We start from the raw sequence: 19,709 nt of genomic DNA, 5'->3' as shown, positions 1-19,709 counted from the left end.
GACAATGATAACTAATAAGCAAATTTTACAGGAAGTGGAACAATTAAAAGAATTGTTCCATGATGGTGGTGCAGAAATCCCATCTATGTGGCAATGCTTTTGGCCCGGACTCGCTGCTATGGCGTGGATGGTAACATGGCCGTTGATACTGTACGGCTATAAGTTCTTGTTTTTAGATCTTCCAGATGCAGCAAATATAGGGGTAGCAGCATCAGTAATTATTGCGATGGTTGCTGGTTTGTTTATCATGATTGGTATTGCTAATACCAGAGCTCTGTACCTGTCAATACCCAAGAGATTTCGGGATGACTCAGCACTGTGTCGACTTCTTGTCAACAAAGCCAGACGTTATAGCTCAACCTACTTGGTCGGATATGCTATATTGATTGTATTATTCACTTTCCCTGTGTTCGGGGCTATTTATTCGACTGTCATATTTATCCTTTCATCATTTGGCTTTATGATTTATATGAATGTTGACCTCAATCGTTATCAGTTAACGGCGCTTACATCTTTACTTGAATCATTCAAAAGTTCTGGTGCCAAATGAAGGCCTTCTGGCCTATTAATTATGGTAGTTTGTTAATAGGCTAAGAGTTTCTTTGTATTATTATTGATTGTTCAAATTGTAATTAATTTACACCTTTCCCTTAAAATTTCGTTATAGTAAACGCGCGCCTTTGAATAAAAGAGCGCGTGTATCATTCATATTGATTATGTCACAAGGATTCAGGATGAAACTTAATAAAGTCATGGCTGTGATGGTCGTCAGTTCAGCACTGGTACTTTCGGGTTGTAGTGCAATGGGGACCGCAATTAAAAAGCGTAATCTGGAAGTCAAAACCCAGATGAGCGAAACAATCTGGCTTGAACCGTCAAATAATAAGACAGTTTATCTGCAAATAAAAAATACCTCCGATAAAGACATGAGCGGGCTCCAGTCTAAAATTACCAGTGCGGTCACTGCTAAGGGCTATCAGGTAGTCAGCAATCCTGATACGGCGGGCTACTGGATACAGGCGAATGTCCTGAAGGCCGACAAGATGGATCTTCGTGAAACCCAGGGCTGGTTAAGTCGGGGTTATGAAGGTGCAGCAACCGCGGCCGCACTGGGTGCGGGGATCACCGCCTATAACTCCAGTTCAGCAGGCGCGACTCTCGGTGTCGGCCTGGCGGCAGGTCTGGTCGGTATGGCGGCTGACGCAATGGTGGAAGACGTGAACTACACGATGATCACCGACGTGCAGATTTCAGAGCGCGCGAAAACGCAGGTGCAGACGGATAACGTCGCGGTATTACGACAAGGGACCTCCGGGGCTAAAGTGCAGACCAGCACTGAAACCGGTAATCAGCATAAATACCAGACACGTGTTGTCTCTAACGCCAATAAAGTGAATCTGAAATTCCCGGAAGCCCAGCCGGTTCTTGAAGACCAGCTGGCAAAATCCGTCGCTAATATTCTGTAGTTTAATCATTCCCGGGCCCGGACACTCCGGGCCATACTGACAGAACGTCTTCCTGCCAGTCAGCTTTCATTCATTTTGTATCAGGTTTAACCCTCCAGAACGGTGAACAGGTGCGCAATTTATTTGTGCGCCTGCGAGGCGTTGCCGGCTGCTGCCGGAACATTTCTTCGCTTTGTATTTAAGGGCAATGATTATGAGTTTTAATGCCAAGGATATGACCCAGGGTGGTCAGATTGCCAATATGCGCTTTCGCATGTTTGGCCAGATTGCCAATATTATATTCTATGTGCTGTTTATTATTTTCTGGGTTTTGTGTGGACTGATGCTGATGTACCGGCTCAGCTGGCAGACCTTTGTGAATGGCTGCGTGTACTGGTGGTGTACCACCCTGGCACCCATGCGCGATATCATTCGCTCCCAGCCGGTCTATACGATTAATTACTACGGCAGATCACTGGAATATAATGCGGAACAAATCCTGGCCGATAAATACACCATCTGGTGTGGGGAGCAGCTGTGGACCAGTTTTGTGCTCGCTGCCGTGGTTTCTCTCGTCATCTGTATCGTGACGTTCTTTGTCGCCAGCTGGGTGCTGGGCCGTCAGGGTAAACAGCAGAGCGAGGATGAGAATACCGGCGGGCGCCAGCTTTCCGATAAGCCCAAAGAAGTGGCCCGCCAGATGAAGCGTGACGGTATGGCCTCCGACATTAAAATCGGTGACTTACCGATATTGCTTAACTCCGAAATTCAGAACTTCTGTCTCCACGGTACCGTCGGTTCCGGTAAATCCGAGGTCATCCGCCGGCTGCTGAATTACGTTCGGGCCAGGGGGGACATGGCGATTATTTACGACCGCTCCTGTGAGTTTGTCAAAAGCTATTACGACCCGTCGCTGGATAAAATCCTCAACCCGCTGGATTCGCGCTGTGCCGCCTGGGATTTGTGGAAAGAGTGTCTGTCGCTGCCTGACTTCGACAACATCTCTAATACCCTTATTCCGATGGGGACCAAAGAGGACCCGTTCTGGCAGGGCTCTGGTCGCACCATCTTTGCTGAAGGCGCCTATCTGATGCGTGAGGACAAGGACCGCAGCTACGAGAAGCTGGTTGATACGATGCTCTCCATCAAAATCGACAAGCTGCGCGCCTATCTGCAGAACACGCCGGCGGCGAACCTGGTGGAAGAGAAGATTGAGAAAACCGCCATCAGTATCCGTGCGGTGCTGACCAACTACGTCAAAGCCATTCGCTATCTGCAGGGTATTGAGAAGAACGGCGAGCCGTTCACCATCCGGGACTGGATGCGGGGTGTCCGTGAAGACCAGCCCAATGGCTGGCTGTTTATTTCCTCCAATGCTGACACCCATGCCTCCCTGAAGCCGGTTATCTCGATGTGGCTGTCGATTGCCATTCGTGGCCTTCTGGCTATGGGGGAGAACCGTAACCGGCGCGTGTGGATTTTCGCTGATGAATTGCCCACGCTGCACAAATTACCTGACCTGGTCGAAATCCTTCCGGAAGCCCGTAAGTTTGGTGGCTGTTATGTCTTTGGTATTCAGTCTTATGCCCAGCTGGAAGATATCTACGGTGTTAAGCCTGCCGCCACGCTCTTTGACGTGATGAACACCCGGGCCTTCTTCCGCTCCCCGAGTAAAGAGATTGCCGAGTTTGCTGCCGGTGAAATTGGTGAGAAAGAAATCCTCAAGGCCAGCGAACAGTATTCCTACGGGGCTGACCCGGTACGTGACGGGGTGTCGACCGGGAAAGAAAAAGAGCGTGAAACGCTGGTCAGCTACTCGGATATTCAGACACTCCCGGACCTGTCCTGCTATGTCACGCTGCCCGGGCCGTATCCGGCCGTGAAGCTGGCCCTGAAGTACAAACCACGTCCGAAAATTGCCGAGGGATTTATTCAGCGCTCTCTCGATACGCGGGTGGATACACGACTCAGTGCCCTGCTGGAAGCCCGGGAAGCCGAAGGCAGTCTTGCAAGGGCGCTGTTTACGCCGGATGCACCGGCGCCTGATCCAGCTGAGAAAGACGTAAAAGTCGGGAATACTCCTGAGCAAAGTCAGCCTGCGGAAAGCATCGAATCGCCTGCGACAGTCAAAGCACCGGCAACAGCCAAAACGCCGGCTGCCGATGAGACCGGTCAATCACCTGAAACTCCTGAGCCTGCGGCACCGGTCACGAAAGTGGTGACCGTTCCGTTAATCCGGCCCAGGTCTGCGACAGCAACGGGCACGGCTGCAGTTGCTACCACCGCAGCATCCACAACCAGCGCAACGACTGTGCCTGCAGGCGGGACGGAGCAGGAACTGGCGCAACAGCCTACAGAGCAGGGCCAGGACAGGCTGCCGGCCGGGATGAACGACGACGGTGTGATTGAAGATATGGATGCCTATGACGCCTGGCTGGCCGGTGAACAGACACAGCGGGATATGCAGCGACGCGAGGAGGTCAATATCAATCACAGCCACCGCCGCGATGAGCAGGATGATATTGAGATCGGAGGGAACTTCTGATGATGTCGATTGGCTCCGTAAAATCGGCGGGCAGCGCCGGTAACTACTATACGGACAAGGATAACTATTACGTTATCGGCAGCATGGATGAGCGCTGGCAGGGAAAAGGGGCTGAGGCACTGGGTCTGGAAGGGAAGCCGGTCGACAAGGCCGTGTTCACAGAGATTCTGAAAGGAAAGCTGCCGGACGGCAGCGACCTGACCCGGATGCAGGACGGCACCAACAAGCACCGCCCGGGTTACGATCTGACCTTTTCGGCGCCCAAAAGTGTCTCAGTGATGGCGATGCTGGGGGGAGACAAAAGACTTATTGACGCCCATAACCAGGCGGTGACAAAAGCGCTACAGCAGGTGGAAACGCTGGCCGCCACCCGCGTGATGACCGATGGAAAAAGCGAAACTGTGCTGACCGGTAACCTTATTGTGGCGAAATTCACCCACGACACGAACCGTAACGAGGAGCCCCAGTTGCACACTCACGCCGTCGTCATGAATGCGACGCAGAACGGGGACAAGTGGCAGTCTCTTGGCACTGATACAGTCGGGAAAACGGGCTTTATCGAGAATGTGTACGCGAACCAGATAGCCTTCGGGAAAATCTACCGGGAGGAGCTCAAACCTCTCGTTGAGATACTTGGCTACAAAACCGAAGTCGTGGGCAAACACGGCATGTGGGAGATGAACGAGGTTCCGGTCGAGCCGTTTTCCACACGCACTCAGGAGGTCAGGGAGGCTGCGGGTCCTGACGCTTCTCTGAAGTCACGGGATGTGGCCGCCCTCGATACCCGCAAATCCAAAGCAGCCATCGACCCGGCCGAGAAGATGGTGGAATGGATGAACACGATGAAGGAGACCGGGTTTGATATGCGCAGCTACCGCGAGGATGCCGATAAGCGCGCAGCAGAGCTCGCCAGTGCGCCTGTCAGTCCGGTGAAAACGGACGGCCCTGATATCAGCGACGTGGTCACGAAAGCCATTGCCGGTCTCAGCGACCGGAAGGTGCAGTTCACCTACGCCGACCTGCTGGCCCGCACAGTCAGCCAGCTGGAAGCAAAACCCGGTGTGTTTGAGCAGGCCAGAGCGGGTATCGATGCGGCGATCGAGCGCGAGCAGCTTATTCCTCTTGACCGGGAAAAAGGTCTCTTCACCTCGAATATCCACGTGCTGGATGAGCTCTCCGTGAAAGCGCTGAGCCAGGAAGTTCAGCGCCAGAACCACGTCTCTGTCACGCCGGATGCGTCTGTTGTCCGTCAGGTCCCCTTCAGCGATGCGGTTAGCGTGCTGGCGCAGGACCGGCCGGCGATGGGGATTGTCTCCGGGCAGGGTGGCGCGGCAGGTCAGCGGGAGCGGGTGGCCGAGCTGACCCTCATGGCCCGGGAGCAGGGACGCGACGTACATATTCTTGCTGCTGATAACCGCTCCCGGGACTTTCTCGCCGGGGATGCGCGGCTGGCCGGGGAGACGGTGACCGGTAAATCCGCCCTGCAGGACGGGACCGCGTTTATCCCTGGGGGGACGCTTATCGTTGACCAGGCGGAGAAGCTGAGCCTGAAAGAGACGATTTCCCTGCTCGACGGCGCGATGCGTCATAACGTTCAGGTTCTGCTTTCTGACAGCGGCAAACGCAGCGGGACGGGGAGTGCGCTGACGGTTCTGAAGGACAGCGGCGTCAATACCTATCGCTGGCAGGGGGGGCATCAGGTGACGGCAGACATCATCAGTGAGCCGGACAAAGGGGCACGCTACGGCCGGCTGGCGCAAGAGTTTGCCGCCAGCGTGCGTGAGGGACAGGAAAGCGTGGCGCAAATCAGCGGGACGCGTGAACAGAATGTGCTCAACAGCGTTATCCGCGACACCCTCAAAAATGAAGGTGTGCTCGGAGAGAAGGAGATGACGGTCACCGCGCTGGCGCCGGTGTGGCTGGACAGTAAAAGCCGGGGCGTGCGGGATTATTACCGCGAAGGGATGGTGATGGAGCGGTGGGACCCGGAGACCCGGAAGCATGACCGCTTTGTCATTGACCGGGTGACCGCCAGCAGCAACATGCTGACCCTGAAGGACAAAGAGGGGGAACGCCTGGATATGAAAGTTTCCGCCGTAGACAGCCAGTGGACGCTGTTCCGGGCCGATAAACTGCCGGTGGCGGAAGGGGAGCGTCTGGCCGTGCTGGGAAAAATCCCCGATACACGGCTGAAGGGAGGTGAGAGCATCACCGTGCTCAAATCCGGGGACGGGCAACTGACGGTACAGCGCCCCGGGCAGAAAACCACCCAGTCGCTTTCTGTCGGCAGCAGTCCGTTCGACGGTATCAAGGTCGGACACGGCTGGGTGGAGAGCCCCGGCCGCTCAGTCAGCGAGACGGCGACCGTCTTTGCCTCGGTGACGCAGCGGGAGCTGGATAACGCCACGCTGAACCAGCTGGCACAAAGCGGGAGCCATGTCCGTCTTTACTCCGCGCAGGATGCTTCCCGGACGACGGAGAAGCTGGCGCGCCATACTGCCTTCAGCGTGGTGTCGGAGCAGCTGAAGGCCCGTTCTGGTGAGTCAACGCTCGATGCGGCCATCGCACAGCAGAAGGCCGGGCTGCATACCCCGGCAGAGCAGGTCATCCATCTTTCTGTCCCCTTGCTGGAAAGCGACGACCTGACCTTCACGCGTCCACAGCTGCTGGCCACCGCGCTCGAGACCGGCGGCGGTCAGGTCCCGATGGCGGATATCGATAAGACCATTCAGGCGCAGATTAAGGCAGGTACTTTGCTGCATGTGCCGGTGGCTCCGGGCCACGGCAACGACCTGCTGATTTCCCGTCAGACCTGGGATGCTGAGAAAAGCATCCTGACCCGGGTGCTGGAAGGAAAGGAGGCGGTCGCGCCCCTGATGAACCGTGTCCCTGCCGACATCCTGGCCGACCTGACATCCGGTCAGCGCGCGTCAACCCGGATGATACTGGAAACCCCGGATCGCTTCACACTGGTTCAGGGCTATGCGGGGGTGGGGAAAACCACCCAGTTCCGGGCGGTGACAAGCGCTATCAACCTGCTGCCGGAAGAGACCCGCCCGCGCGTCGTCGGCCTGGGGCCAACCCATCGCGCGGTAGGCGAAATGCAGAGCGCCGGCGTGGATGCGCAGACCACAGCGTCATTCCTGCATGACACGCAACTGCTGGCACGTAACGGGCAGACACCGGATTTCAGCAACACGCTGTTTCTGCTCGACGAGAGCTCGATGGTGGGGCTGGCCGACACGGCAAAGGCCCTGTCGCTGATCGCTGCCGGTGGAGGGCGGGCGGTACTCAGCGGGGATACCGACCAGCTGCAGTCCATCGCGCCGGGCCAGCCATTCAGGCTGATGCAGCAACGCAGCGCTGCTGATGTGTCCATCATGAAAGAAATTGTGCGCCAGGTGCCTGAGCTGCGACCAGCTGTCTACAGCCTGATTGACCGGGATATCAACAGTGCGCTGGCAACGATTGAAAAGGTCACTCCAGAGCAGGTGCCGCGAAAGGCGGATGCGTGGGTACCGGCGCAGTCGGTGATGGAGTTTACGCCGGCACAGGAGAAGGCGATTCAGGAGGCACTGAAGAAAGGCGAAAGCGTGCCGGCAGGTCAGCCCGCTACGCTGTATGACGCCCTGGTGAGAGACTATACCGGCCGTACCCCGGAGGCGCAGGCGCAGTCGTTGATTATCACTCACCTGAATGCCGACCGCCGGGCGCTGAACAGCCTGATCCATGATGAGAGGGTGGCGAGCGGCGAAGCCGGCAAAGAAGACATCACCCTGCCGGTGTTCGTGACGAGCAATATTCGCGACGGTGAGTTGCGGAAACTGTCCACCTGGGTGGCTCATCAGGGGGCTGTCGCCCTGGTGGACAATACCTACCACCGTATCGGAGGGGTGGATAAGGAAAATCAGCTTATTACCCTGATGGATGGTGACGGGAAAGAGCGGCTTATCTCTCCCCGTGAGGCGTCTGCTGAGGGCGTCACACTCTACCGCCGGGAAGAGATTACGGTGTCTCAGGGTGACCGGATGCGTTTCAGCAAGAGTGATCCGGAACGGGGATATGTGGCCAACAGTGTGTGGGAGGTAAAATCCATTTCCAGTGACAGTGTCACGTTATCAGACGGCAAAAACACCCGAACACTGAACCCGAAGGCCGACGAGGCGCAACGCCATATCGATCTGGCGTATGCCATTACCGCTCACGGGGCCCAGGGGGCCAGTGAACCGTTTGCCATCGCGCTGGAGGGCGTGGCGGAGGGCCGAAAAGCGATGGCCAGCTTCGAATCCGCCTATGTCGGGTTATCGCGTATGAAACAGCATGTTCAGGTCTATACCGACAGCCGGGAGGGCTGGATAAAAGCAATTAATGCCTCGCCCTCGAAAGCGACGGCGCACGATATTCTTGCGCCGCGTAATGACCGGGCGGTACACACTGCGGAGCAGCTGTTCAGCCGTGCGCGACCGATGAATGAAACCGCGGCAGGCCGCGCGGCGCTGCAGCAGTCCGGCCTTGCGAAGGGGATATCGCCCGGAAAATTCATTTCGCCCGGAAAACAGTATCCGCAGCCCCACGTGGCGCTGCCGGTGTATGACAAGAACGGGAAAGAAGCCGGGATCTGGCTCAGTTCGCTGACGGACAGCGACGGCCGCCTGCAGGTGATGGGGGGCGAGGGACGGGTGATGGGCAATGAAGATGCCCGCTTTGTGGCGCTGCAGGGGAGCCGGAACGGCGAGAGCCTGCTGGCCGGGAATATGGGAGAGGGCGTCAGGGTCGCCCGCGATAACCCTGACAGCGGCGTGGTAGTGCGCCTTGCTGGCGATGACCGCCCCTGGAATCCGGGCGCCATCACCGGCGGACGCGTCTGGGCAGATCCGATACCGGTAGTTTCACCGGAGGCGGCAGGAACTGACATTCCGCTTCCGCCAGAAGTGCTGGCACAGCGGGCCGCGGAAGAGGCGCAGCGTCAGAATATGGAGAAACAGGCGGAACAGACTGCCCGGGAAGTGGCCGGGGACGGGCGTAAAGCCGGCGAATCTGAAGACCGGGTAAAAGAGGTCATCGGAGACGTAATTCGCGGTCTGGAGCGCGAAAAACCGGGTGAAGAGAAGATGACCCTGCCCGACGATCCACAGACCCGGAAACAGGAAGCGGCCGTTCAGCAGGTGGCTCAGGAGAGCCTTCAGCGGGAGCGCCTGCAGCAGATGGAGCGCGATATGGTTCGTGATCTCAATCGTGAGAAAACGCTCGGGGGCGACTGACGCGCCTGCGGCTTGTCTGCCCCGGCATCCTTCCCGATTAAAAATCGGGCACCCTGCCGGGGCGCGATGTAAGGGATAAAAAGGACATAAAGATGACAACACATGTAATGCGCCTCAGTGCCGCTGACCGCTGGCTGCAGGCACTCCTGACCTGGACGCCCGGGCAGACGGATATGATTAAAACGGTGGCCCTGGTCCTGATGGTCACCGACCATGCAGGCTTATTGCTGGCCCACAATAACGAGATCATGCGCCTGCTGGGGCGGGGATGTTTTCCGCTGTTCGGTCTGGTGTGGGGGGTGAACCTGGCGCGGCACGGCCAAATTCGCCAGTCGCAGCTGAACAGTCTGTGGGGCTGGGCGTTGGTCGCCCAGGTGTCTTTTATGCTGATTGGATATCCGTGGTACACGGGGAATATTCTGTTTGCCTTTGCGGTGACCGGCCAGGCCCTGCGGTGGTTCAGCCAGCCTTCCCGGCAATATGTTCTGCTGGCCATGACACTCCTGGCGGCGTGGATACCGCTGTCATCCGGCAGCTACGGTGCGGCCGGGGTGGGCATGCTTATCGCCGGCTGGTTTCTCTGTCGGGCAGAACGTGCTACGGAACGGCTGGGATACGGCGTGCTGTGGGCCATCATGGTGTTATTGATGAACCCGAACGACGTGAGTGAGTCGGTGGCCGGGTTGACCATTGCGCTGCTGGCATTGATGGTGTGTTCATCTGCCGGGGAACGTGTGAAACGTTTCTGGCCACGTCATTTCTTCGTGATGTTCTATGCCGTGCATCTGGCGGTGCTGGGTATCGTTGTCTCGATGTAAAAAAGCCCGGACATCAGTCCGGGCAGCAATTGCGCAGACATCTAATATTAGGATAAACGGGGCCTACGCCCTGAAAGGATGCGCTTTTGACCGTGTTCACGTATCTTATAGTCTGGTTCCTGTCAGATAAAAAACCTTGTTATGACTGAAGAAAAACGCCCTGTACTGAGTCTGAAAAGAAAGCCGGCAGCGGATACCGCGGCGACCGGAACCCCTGAGACGCCCGTAGTGGTACGGCGTAAAAAAGTGGTGGTGGTCACGACGCCTCCGGCCTGGAAGGTAAAGAAGGAGAAGCTGGAGCGGGCCAAAAAGGCTGACGAAGCCGCAGCACGTGAATCTGCGCCGGTGGTCAACGCGGTAAAGCCACCGCCTCCGGTCCGATATCTGCGCCTGCTGCCGCCGGAACAGGCCATCATGACTTTGAAGGCGTTCTGGCCACAGTTGTTCGACGGTAATGTGCCACGTCTGCTGGCGACGGGGATGCGTGATCATCTGTTTGCGGACATTACGCAACGCAACCTCCCGCTGTCGCATAAACAGGTGCTTAAGTGCCTGAAAAGCCTGACGCGTTCAGAAGAGTATCTTTCCCTGATGCAGGCTGGCGCTCCCCGGTATGACCTGCAGGGAAATATTGTGGCGACCGTGACGCCAGAAGAAGAAAACTATGCCCGTGAACGGAGAGTGCGCCAGAGCCGCCTGAGTGCCCGAATACAGAGTCAGACGCTTTAATTCATTCTCTGCCACAAATAAATTTACCTGTAAATGCTCCTGCTAAAGAATTTAACCTCTTTAGCAGTCGGGCATTCTTTTATCTACACTGAAACTTTTAAAGGAATAAAAATGAAACGTAAAATATATTTGCTGCTTCCATTTATTTTCGCCACCTTTGTTAATAACAGCGTTGCTCAAGAGCCTGAGACAGAAAAGACTTTCTCCGTCATCCAGGAAAAAAGAATCGGAGAAATAGCGGCCGATTATTTGCGTGCTCATCCTGAAATACTGATTCAGATGAGCGAGAAACTTCAGCAGGAGCAGGAGGAAAAACAAAGCCGGGGGCTGACATCCGCTGCGCTGGCGCAGCAGGCGAAAATACTGGGCGATAAAACTATCCCGTCCTGGGGGCCTGCGGACGGGGATGTGATGGTGGTCGAATTCTTCGACTATCAGTGCATCTGGTGCAGCCGGTTTGCACCCGAGCTGGAGAAGGTCATAAAGAACAACACGAAGGTGCGCTATTTCTTTATGGAATGGCCGGTTTTCGGCAGTCGGTGGCCAGCGTCACTGCTGGCAGCGAAAACAGGTCTGCAGGTCTGGAAAGAGCAAGGAGCGGAGGCCTATCTTAAATATCACAATGGTCTGTACGGGACAGGCCTGAATGAAGGGAAGCTGACGAAGGGAGATATTGAAAAGACATCGGGGGGAATTTCATTTCAACCGCAGACCATTGAAGAGATTAACACCACGCTGAAGAATATTAATGATATTGCCACGGAGACAGGATTAACCGGAACACCCGGAATTATTGTGCTGCCGGTAAAAGGCGCGACGGCTGAAAACATCACAGTATTTACCGGAATGACCGAAGCAGAGAATATTCAGTCTGCAATCAATAAATCCCGTCATTAATATTTTTTAATCCAGTTTATTTTTAAAGGACTGAGTTTATGTTCCGATATTTCACCCTGCGCACTGAACAGCAATTATTCTGTTATTTGTACGGGGGCGCGCTGGCGCTCTTTCTGACACTCTTATACCCGTCTTTTCCCGCATGGGCAGGCCCCCTTCTGGTGATGCTGCCGGTTGCGCTGTTCTGGGCCGGTCTGGCGCTGTACACCCGTCATACCGACCAAATGAGAACGCTGGAGGTTTCACCGCTGGTCTGTATCCGTGATGGTGTTCAGGTGGTGGCCATGCTGCCGCACCACGAGAAAGCCCGGCTGGAATGGGAAATTCTCCAGGACGGTGAAGTGTATCGCCAGCAGATGCATGACCTTATCGGCCTGGTGGTCCGGCTTGTCTCCCGGGGATGCCTTTATGCGCCAGCAGCGATACTGACGGGCGCCGGCTTCCTGGTCTGGGGATTTCCGCAGGACGGTATCCGTCTGGTGACCGCCCTGCGAACTATGCCCGCAACAGAGCTTGTACAGCTGGCCGGCATCGTCCTTCACTACGTGCTGTTGATTTCCGCCATATCGGTCCTGATTGCTGACCTCGTGGCTGGTCAGGGGGTGCCGAACAGATACCGACGCGCGTTGCTGGATCGGTTGCCGGCAGATGCCTGGTGCATCAGAAGAGGGACTGAGCGTTGACGGGACTGCGCATCAGACTCATCGGGAGCGATTGCCGGCGACGCCTGAATCCCGTTCAGCCGTGGAAATACCGTTATAAACAGAACTGACAAGAACTGGCTCGTTACGCTTGTTATTCAATTAAAAGAATTGACCAATTAAAAAGGTGAACTAATGAAGCTTGATGCTGTGAAGACTGTTCGCGATTTAATGCGCTATTGTCATATGCCCGTATGGTGTCAGCGTGAAGTCAGAGATATGAGGGTCGGTGACATCTATTTTTTAGGGAAATATAAAGAAGTGATGTTTTCCGGGGAGCTAAATGAAGACGTCGATTTTGTAGGGGAGGCATGGATCGAAAAGGAGAGAGGGATATACAAATACCATGCGACCTGGACGATACCAGTAAAACCCTCCCGGGCTTTTGTCATGACTTCGGGTCAATTTAAATTACTGAAAGGTGGTGTCGTGGATTTCAACGGTGACCTTTCATCGTTTCGTTCATTTGCTCTGGTTTCACGCTATCTCAATCGACTGGTGATGAAAATGAGCAATGAAGAACGGCATGAATTCTATAAAGTCGGTTCCAGGCCACTTTTTCGTGGCATTTGTATTGATAAGGAGTCAATAAGCCGAAGGCCGCACTATATCAAAGATGGAGAAGTTTTACGGCGTGTCTGGCTAAATTACAGCAATCAATTACCGACGCATCCCCTGCAGGCTATTGTGACAGCGGCAATAGCGCTGAAACAAATTTAAGGAAATTCATATGCGGGTTTTTATTGCAGCAAAAAAATCCCCGGGGAAAATTCTTTCAGAAGGGCTGAGTGGAATGCTGAACAGAGTAAAGAAACACATATGGATTGATATGGTTATAAAGCGAGGCCCGGAATGGCAAAAATATTAATGATGACGGGCGCCATCGTCATAGTACTGGGTCTGCTGGGTTTTCTGGTTTTGCTTGTGAAGGGACGAACAACGGGAAAGACCTCTCCGGTGCTGCAGGCACTGAAAGCGGCGGGTATTCGCACCACCGAGGCGGAACAGCGACTGTGTCGTCAGCGGGTCTGGGTGAGTAATGACATGCTGATGACGCCACGGGAACAGCATTTTTACCGGGCATTGCTGAAGCACACCGACCGGAAACGCTGGCTTCTGTGCCCGCAGGTGCGGGTGGCGGATATCGCCAGCCTGGCACCTCATATCCGGCCTCGCTCCCGGACCTGGTGGCAGCTGTTCCGGATGGCCTCACAGTGGCACTGCGATGTGGTGGTGGTGGATATCACGACCTTTGCCATTGTGGCCGCTGTCGAACTGGATGATGCCTCGCACCTGAAAAAACATCGGGTACGCCGGGATATTCTGCTGGAAGAGGTACTTCGCCAGGCCGGCATTCCGCTGTTGCGGGAGCGGGATTCAGAGAAACTGGTCAGGTGTGTGAGGGATTTTCTGAAGCACCGACATGACATCACTGAACGTCATCAGGAGTGAAATCGTATGAGTATAGAAAAAAGAACGACCCGTCAAACCCCAGCCAGCCGGTGGTGGTTGCCCGGACTGCTCAGTCTGGCCCTTTACACGCCAGTGCCGGCAGTCAACGCCGCGTCCATCGAGACCGGCTTTTCCCCGGAAGGAACGGCCCTGCAGCTGGTCCTGAAGACCATCGATTCAGCGCAGCAGGAAATCCGCCTGATGGGATACTCCTTCACGTCGCCGGAAGTGACTCGCTCGCTTATTGCGGCAAAACGGCGTGGAGTGGATATCAGGGTAGTACTGGACCAGAAGGCGAATACCGGGAAAGCCAGCGTGGCCGCCATGAACGTGCTGGTCAGCGCGGGTATCCCTGTCCGCACCGTCGACGTATATAAGATCCTTCATGACAAAGTGATCGTCGCAGACAAACGCAATACCGAGGTCGGCTCTTTCAATTTCAGTCGGGCTGCGGACCGTTCGAATTCAGAGAATGTGCTGGTCGTGTGGGATGACCCGGTTGTCGCCCGCAGTTACCTGAACCACTGGGCATCCCGCTGGGCACAGGGAACGGACTGGAAGAGTACGTACTGAAAATCGTTACGTTTTTTAACCTGAACTTCGCGCCAACGGAGATTAGGTTATATAACAAAAAATAACATAGCCACTCGCCGCATCAGGCCAGCTGTAGTATCTTTGTTCAGGTATTTAGTTAAATGCTTGAGGAGGCAGAGATGTCACAGGCCATAAACGCAGTTACTTCCTCATCTAAACGCCCCTACAGAAAAGGGAAACCACTTTCTGCTGCAGAACGGCAGCAGAAGGCTGTTGCGCGTAAAAAAAACGACGCACAAAGAGGTGAGGGTGTTTGTGCGCGATTCACTTAAAAATCAGCTTCAAATCATGTGTGAGAGTGAAGGAATTACTCAGGCAGAAATGATTGAAAGGCTTATTGAAATGGAGTCCGCGAAGCTTGGAATTGATGTAACGACGTCACATTCTTGATCCATCCGGCTTTGAGTGCTAGATTACTGATCGTTTAGAGATTTCTGGCTGGCCACGCCGCAAGGTGGCAGGGAACTGGTTCTACAGGAGGGGATTTTCCGGAACCAGAAAGCAAAAACCCCGATAATCTTTATCAACTTGGCGGAAGAGAAGATTAACGGGGCCTTTCAAAACTGCATAGAAGCTGTTGCTCTATGCAGGGAGTATAGATTCATGCTCAGAAAAGTTCAAGACCTTCTGTGCTCACTCCTTCCGTGCAACATAAGCGCAGGAAGCGGTGACTAATCATAACCAACAATGCCCACATAAGTATGTTCGGGTCAACAATCCTGACCCTGTTTTCACGGTTTCGCAGGACTACACCCCCTGGCCTTTCTCGCTGAAACTTATGGCTAAAGCCAATGGTTTCACTGAAAGTTTCGATTTCGATATTGCATCCGCGATGTCACGAAGGGATGGAATACGAAAACGTAAACCCCCAGTTTTGCGCCGCAGAGCGATGAATGCGTTGCTCATGGCGATGTGCTTTTATTATGATCCTCTTTCAAATAAAGTTCTGCGCTCACTGAGAGAGATGGCCCCGGAGTGTGGACTTGTAAGTCAATCTCTCTCTGGCGAAGTATCCATCGGACGGGCGGTCAGAGCACTGGAATCGCTGGAAAAAGATTTTGGATTCGTTGCCTGCTCATCGGGACGTTATTCAACTGCTGAGATTTTTCTCACCCCTAAGCTGTTCGAGTTTCTGAGAATATTTCCACTCTCTCTGAGTGAAGCAAGGCTGAAATGCCAGGCCTTGAAAATCAGTGCAAAGGAGGGTGCTGATGAGTAATCCGCACAATCCGCAGCACTGGAGTCAGCTGGATACGGAAGAACAGATCCGTTTCTGGCAGGGCGTTGATGATGGCCACGTTGAATCGTTTCTGGTTTCCCCGGAGAAGAAACGTACCCGTCGCCGTCGTGGTGAGCACTCCACCAAACCCAAATGCGAAAACCCGTCCTGGTTCCGGCCGTCTCACTATAAGGCACTCGGTGGCCAGCTGGGCCACGCCTATAACCGTCTGGTGGAAAAAGATGCGGCCACGGGTCAATGTAAACTCCGTATGCACATGTCCCTGCATCCTTTCTATGTCCGGGAGCGGCAGCGCGCCGGGCGTAAATATGCTTTCCGTCCGGAGAAACAACGTCTGCTCGATGCGTTATGGCCGGTACTGATTAGTTTTTGCGATGCCGGTAAACACACGGTAGGGATGAGTGTGTCCAGACTGGCCAGAGAACTCAGCCCGAAGGATGATAAAGGTAAAGTGATGTCCGGAAATGAAGTCACGGTTCGCCGGATTTCGGCATTAATTGCTGAACAGGTACGCTTTGGTGTACTTGGCGTATCAGAGGAAACCATGTGGGACCGTGAATCACGGAAGCGACTGCCGAAATACGTCTGGATCACTCCCGCTGGCTGGAAGATGCTGGGCGTTGACTTGATGAAGCTGCAGGAGCAGCAGTTGAAGAAACTGCGGGAATGCGAGGAACGTCAGGCGCTCATTAAAGAGGGGCTGTTAGGCGAACATGAGGAGATTTCTGTCCTCAGGGCGCGTAAACGCTGGTATGAGCAGCGCAGTCGTGAAGCTCTGCAATTTCGGCGTGCAAAAGGTGCCGCACGTAAGCGTGCAAACCGTCTGTCCAGAATGCCCCGTGACCGCCAGGTCTATGAAATGACCTGCTGGCTGAAGAAAACGCTGCCGGCAGATGAACTCTATGGCTATTCCGCAGACAGACTTGAGCAGCTGGCCGTCGGGCACCTGTACCAGCTGGAGTTGTCATTGAGCCATTCCCCACCGCATTAGTCCGGTAAGTCACAATTTGTTAAAAAACAGCCCCTCCGGGGCATTTCGTGTTGGTTTTTTTCAGTCATTTTCACCGCTTCATCCCTGTCCCGTCTGGATTGTTCTCTGCTTCTGATGATTTCGCCGACATGGTGGCCATAACACGCAAGCGACGGAACCGTTATCCACATAAACCCGCAAACAGATAACTGCAAGATTCCGGAAACAGATAACCAGAAACCCGCAAAACAGTCTTAACCCAGTTATTAATCCCCTGCATGACAAGCAGCAGGGAGATCCTTTGTCTTTGCCAGCCCTGTGAACAAATCAAAAAGGCCTTCGCTAACAGCGGCCGCAAGCGTCCACGTCGCTCAGATTCAAAAGTACCTCCCGCCGCCTAGCGGCGGGCATACAACCGGCAACCATATTAGTTACATCATTCAATTGAATCCCCGGAGAACAACCCCAGCGCTGTCCTCAGCACCTCTGACATGACTCAGAACATGACAGGAACCTCAGCTTCCACCCCCGAGCCACGCTGACGCTTCAGTCATTTCAGCAATCCCCTCACCACCACTGAAAAGCGCCGCCGCCCCCGGCCGAAGGCCGGGGAACAACATCGCTTTTAATGATGGGTGTTGTAACTACTCTTCTTCGTCGCTGTGGGTGGAGCTGCGGTCAGTTGTCTGGTACACGCTCGTAAGCGGCCCTCCGGCCCGCTAACGCGGAGATACGCCCCGACTGCGGCTGTCGCCTTGTCGGGACCACTCCGACCGCGTACAGAGACGTCTGTGATGTTTTAAGCGGGTATGGCTTATCAGGGCGGGGGAAGGGATTGGCAGAACCTGTCAAAACAGCAGCCGGCTGCGCCGGGTAACGGCGCCATTTACCCGCGGTACTCCATTCAACTTCAGCTGGCGCCTCCATGCCGCTGACGCGGCATCCGGAAGTTTCCCATGCTGTAGACTTTAACGTCTGCTTTATGCCAAAAGCGGACCTTTCATACTTCTTGGTATATTCAGGCGAATAAGCCTTAATGCGATGAAACAAATATCGACGCTTGCTGTACAGGCGGAACGGCGAAGTATCGCTGCATACGTTTAATCTCCTCTGCGGGTGGCAGACCAAACAGGCGTTTAAACTCGCGATTAAATTGCGACGGACTTTCATAACCGACGGCGTAACTCGCTGCAGCAGCAGTTATTTGCTGACGCACCATCAACATCCGCGCCTGGTGCAGGCGTACCGATTTAACATACTGCATCGGCGGCATCCGGGTTATCGCTTTAAAATGGCTGTGAAACGTCGGCACACTCATTCCGGCTTCCATCGCCAGTTGCGTCAGCGTTAACGGCTCAGCGTAGGTAGCATGGATGCGCTGTAGCACTTTACCGATTTTGCCAAATTGCCCTTGCAAGGTCAGCGCGGCGCGCATGGCATTTCCCTGTGCGCCTGTTAATACGCGGAAATAGAGCTCACGTACCCGTGCAGGACCGAGGATCGCCGCTTCAAGCGGATTGTTAAGGACTTCGAGCAAGTGCCGCACGGCCGTTTTTACCGCGTCGTCCATTGGGCTCGACATCATGCTTTGCGGCGCGGCGAGAGGATATCGGGCGTCATGCTGTTCAATCTGCAACATCAGTTCAGCGGCCAAATGAAAATCCAGATGCATATAAATCGCCAGCAACGGATGTTCAGCGGACGCGTCGGTTTCCATCACAAACGGCACCGGCACCGAAACCGCCAGGTAGTGCTGTTCATCATATAAATAGGTCTGCTGACCAAAATAGCCGCGTTTGCTCCCCTGGCAGACAATCACGATCCCCGGATCGTAAAGCACTGGCGTTCTGGCAAGTGGACGATCGGCACGCAATATTCGCACATCAGGCAATGCGGTAAGGTTATATCCCTCCTGCACCGCAAGTGCTTTAACTAAGGTAATCATCCCGGGCATCACAGCACCTCATAAAATCAGGCAAGAAAAATAGAAGATACGGCCTAAAAATGCGGCAGGACGTAGAATACCATGCAACCTTCATTGTTCATGGGAGTTCTTTTATGACATCTGCAAAAACGATTTTAATCACCGGCGTCAGCAGTGGCTTTGGCCGTGCACTGGCGCAGGAAGCCCTCTCCACAGGCCATCGGGTCATCGGTACCGTGCGCAGCCGCGAAGCACAGCACGATTTCGAGGCGCTTCATTCGCAGCGGGCTTTCGGCCGTCTGCTCGATATCACGGACTTTGAGCATATTGATGAGGTGGTTGCGGAGATTGAGTCTACCGTCGGTCCGGTTGATGTGCTGGTAAACAATGCCGGTTACGGTCATGAAGGCATAATGGAAGAATCCTCGCTCGCAGAGATGCGCCGCCAGTTTGAAGTCAATGTGTTTGGCGCAGTGGCAATGATCAAAGCCATGCTACCGGGCATGCGCCAGCGTCGTCATGGCCATATTATTAATATCACCTCGATGGGCAGTTTCATTACCCTGCCCGGCATCAGCTATTACTGCGGCAGCAAATTTGCGCTGGAAGGAATATCAGAAACGTTAAGTAAAGAGCTGGCTCCGTTCAACATACACGTAACCGCCGTGGCACCTGGCTCGTTTCGCACCGACTGGGCCGGACGATCGATGGTACGCAGCGCTCGCAGCATCCCGGACTACGACGCTTTATTTGATCCGATTCGTCAGGCACGTGAAGAAAAAAGCGGTAAGCAACTCGGCGATCCCGTTAAGGCCGCACATGCCATGCTGGCAATGATTGAGAGTCAGAACCCTCCAACACATTTATTGTTAGGCAGTGATGCATTAAGTTTAGTGCGGCAAAAGCTCGAGGCATTAGGTAAGGAAATAGAACAATGGGAAGAAATAACACGTTCAACGGATGGCTGATCAGCTGCTGAGACAGAGAGCATACTGGATAATGGATTATGGCTGGTCGCACAAGCGCTCATTTCGCTCGGGCATCATGCTGATGCCCTTGCAGTTCAGCCTTTTTACTTTCAGGCTTCCAGGCTTGCGGTGAAATCAACTTCCGCTCCTCGCTCAAAGCTGCCT

General features: G+C 54.5%; 17 protein-coding genes and 1 pseudogene. 17 read left to right on the top strand and 1 reads right to left on the bottom strand.

What is annotated here, in order from left to right; all coding sequences use genetic code 11:
* Nucleotides 1-4: 4 nt before the first annotated feature.
* From traS to GRPL_RS28680, 16 genes and pseudogenes are all read left to right on the top strand, one after another.
* Nucleotides 5-550 (top strand): conjugal transfer entry exclusion protein TraS, encoded by a 546-nt coding sequence (gene traS / locus GRPL_RS00335; protein ID WP_032700863.1) that lies wholly within the window; start codon nt 5-7, stop codon nt 548-550.
* A gap of 184 nt (nt 551-734) precedes the next feature.
* The gene (traT, locus tag GRPL_RS00340) at nt 735-1,466 is read left to right on the top strand and encodes a conjugal transfer complement resistance protein TraT (protein WP_032700805.1); all 732 of its coding nucleotides are present in this window, start codon (nt 735-737) and stop codon (nt 1,464-1,466) included.
* A 193-nt stretch (nt 1,467-1,659) separates the two neighbouring features.
* A complete protein-coding gene (gene traD, locus GRPL_RS00345; protein WP_032700862.1) occupies nt 1,660-3,990 on the top strand; it encodes a type IV conjugative transfer system coupling protein TraD in 2,331 nt (776 codons plus the stop codon).
* The gene (gene traI, locus GRPL_RS00350) at nt 3,990-9,251 is read left to right on the top strand and encodes a conjugative transfer relaxase/helicase TraI (RefSeq protein ID WP_032700804.1); all 5,262 of its coding nucleotides are present in this window, start codon (nt 3,990-3,992) and stop codon (nt 9,249-9,251) included. Before traD ends, traI begins: the two co-directional genes overlap by 1 nt.
* Before the next feature lie 92 nt (nt 9,252-9,343).
* The gene (gene traX / locus GRPL_RS00355; RefSeq protein ID WP_032700803.1) at nt 9,344-10,069 is read left to right on the top strand and encodes a type-F conjugative transfer system pilin acetylase TraX; all 726 of its coding nucleotides are present in this window, start codon (nt 9,344-9,346) and stop codon (nt 10,067-10,069) included.
* 141 nt (nt 10,070-10,210) lie between these two features.
* On the top strand, nt 10,211-10,798 hold the full coding sequence (locus GRPL_RS00360) for a fertility inhibition protein FinO (RefSeq protein WP_032700802.1): 588 nt from the start codon (nt 10,211-10,213) through the stop codon (nt 10,796-10,798).
* Nucleotides 10,799-10,909: 111 nt separating this feature from the next.
* Complete coding sequence (locus GRPL_RS00365) at nt 10,910-11,695, top strand: DsbA family protein (RefSeq protein WP_032700801.1); 786 nt, start codon at nt 10,910-10,912, stop codon at nt 11,693-11,695.
* Nucleotides 11,696-11,733: 38 nt separating this feature from the next.
* On the top strand, nt 11,734-12,378 hold the full coding sequence (locus tag GRPL_RS00370) for a hypothetical protein (protein WP_032700800.1): 645 nt from the start codon (nt 11,734-11,736) through the stop codon (nt 12,376-12,378).
* Nucleotides 12,379-12,531: 153 nt separating this feature from the next.
* Entirely contained in the window at nt 12,532-13,116 is a 585-nt protein-coding gene (locus GRPL_RS00375; RefSeq protein ID WP_032700799.1) for a hypothetical protein, read from the top strand.
* A gap of 132 nt (nt 13,117-13,248) precedes the next feature.
* Nucleotides 13,249-13,848 (top strand): DUF2726 domain-containing protein, encoded by a 600-nt coding sequence (locus GRPL_RS00380; protein ID WP_050500343.1) that lies wholly within the window; start codon nt 13,249-13,251, stop codon nt 13,846-13,848.
* 6 nt (nt 13,849-13,854) lie between these two features.
* Complete coding sequence (locus GRPL_RS00385) at nt 13,855-14,421, top strand: phospholipase D family nuclease (protein WP_050500342.1); 567 nt, start codon at nt 13,855-13,857, stop codon at nt 14,419-14,421.
* 140 nt (nt 14,422-14,561) lie between these two features.
* Nucleotides 14,562-14,832, top strand: a pseudogene (locus GRPL_RS27390) (replication regulatory protein RepA).
* A gap of 213 nt (nt 14,833-15,045) precedes the next feature.
* On the top strand, nt 15,046-15,117 hold the full coding sequence (gene tap / locus GRPL_RS27970; protein ID WP_072023609.1) for a RepA leader peptide Tap: 72 nt from the start codon (nt 15,046-15,048) through the stop codon (nt 15,115-15,117).
* Nucleotides 15,110-15,661, top strand: coding sequence for a plasmid replication initiator RepA (gene repA, locus GRPL_RS00390; protein ID WP_032700798.1), 552 nt, complete (start codon nt 15,110-15,112; stop codon nt 15,659-15,661). The genes tap and repA (GRPL_RS00390) overlap by 8 nt, the downstream gene beginning before the upstream one ends.
* A complete protein-coding gene (gene repA, locus GRPL_RS00395; protein WP_032700797.1) occupies nt 15,654-16,673 on the top strand; it encodes a plasmid replication initiator RepA in 1,020 nt (339 codons plus the stop codon). Before repA (GRPL_RS00390) ends, repA (GRPL_RS00395) begins: the two co-directional genes overlap by 8 nt.
* Nucleotides 16,674-17,314: 641 nt before the next feature.
* Nucleotides 17,315-17,455, top strand: a complete 141-nt coding sequence (locus GRPL_RS28680) for a hypothetical protein (RefSeq protein ID WP_491895533.1) — start codon at nt 17,315-17,317, stop codon at nt 17,453-17,455.
* A gap of 230 nt (nt 17,456-17,685) precedes the next feature.
* Here the strand turns inward: GRPL_RS28680 and GRPL_RS00400 are convergent, their stop codons facing one another.
* Nucleotides 17,686-18,606, bottom strand: a complete 921-nt coding sequence (locus tag GRPL_RS00400; protein ID WP_012540028.1) for an AraC family transcriptional regulator — start codon at nt 18,604-18,606, stop codon at nt 17,686-17,688.
* A gap of 104 nt (nt 18,607-18,710) precedes the next feature.
* On the opposite strand from GRPL_RS00400, the gene GRPL_RS00405 reads away from it, so the two are divergent.
* Complete coding sequence (locus tag GRPL_RS00405) at nt 18,711-19,544, top strand: oxidoreductase (protein ID WP_032700796.1); 834 nt, start codon at nt 18,711-18,713, stop codon at nt 19,542-19,544.
* The last annotated feature ends 165 nt before the right edge of the window (nt 19,545-19,709 follow it).

Origin of the sequence: Klebsiella planticola ATCC 33531 (assembly GCF_000735435.1) — a bacterium.
Classification (GTDB): Bacteria; Pseudomonadota; Gammaproteobacteria; order Enterobacterales; family Enterobacteriaceae; genus Klebsiella; species Klebsiella planticola.
The sequence above is the reverse complement of the archived record's forward strand: the minus strand, read 5'-3'. Positions and strand labels throughout refer to the sequence as shown.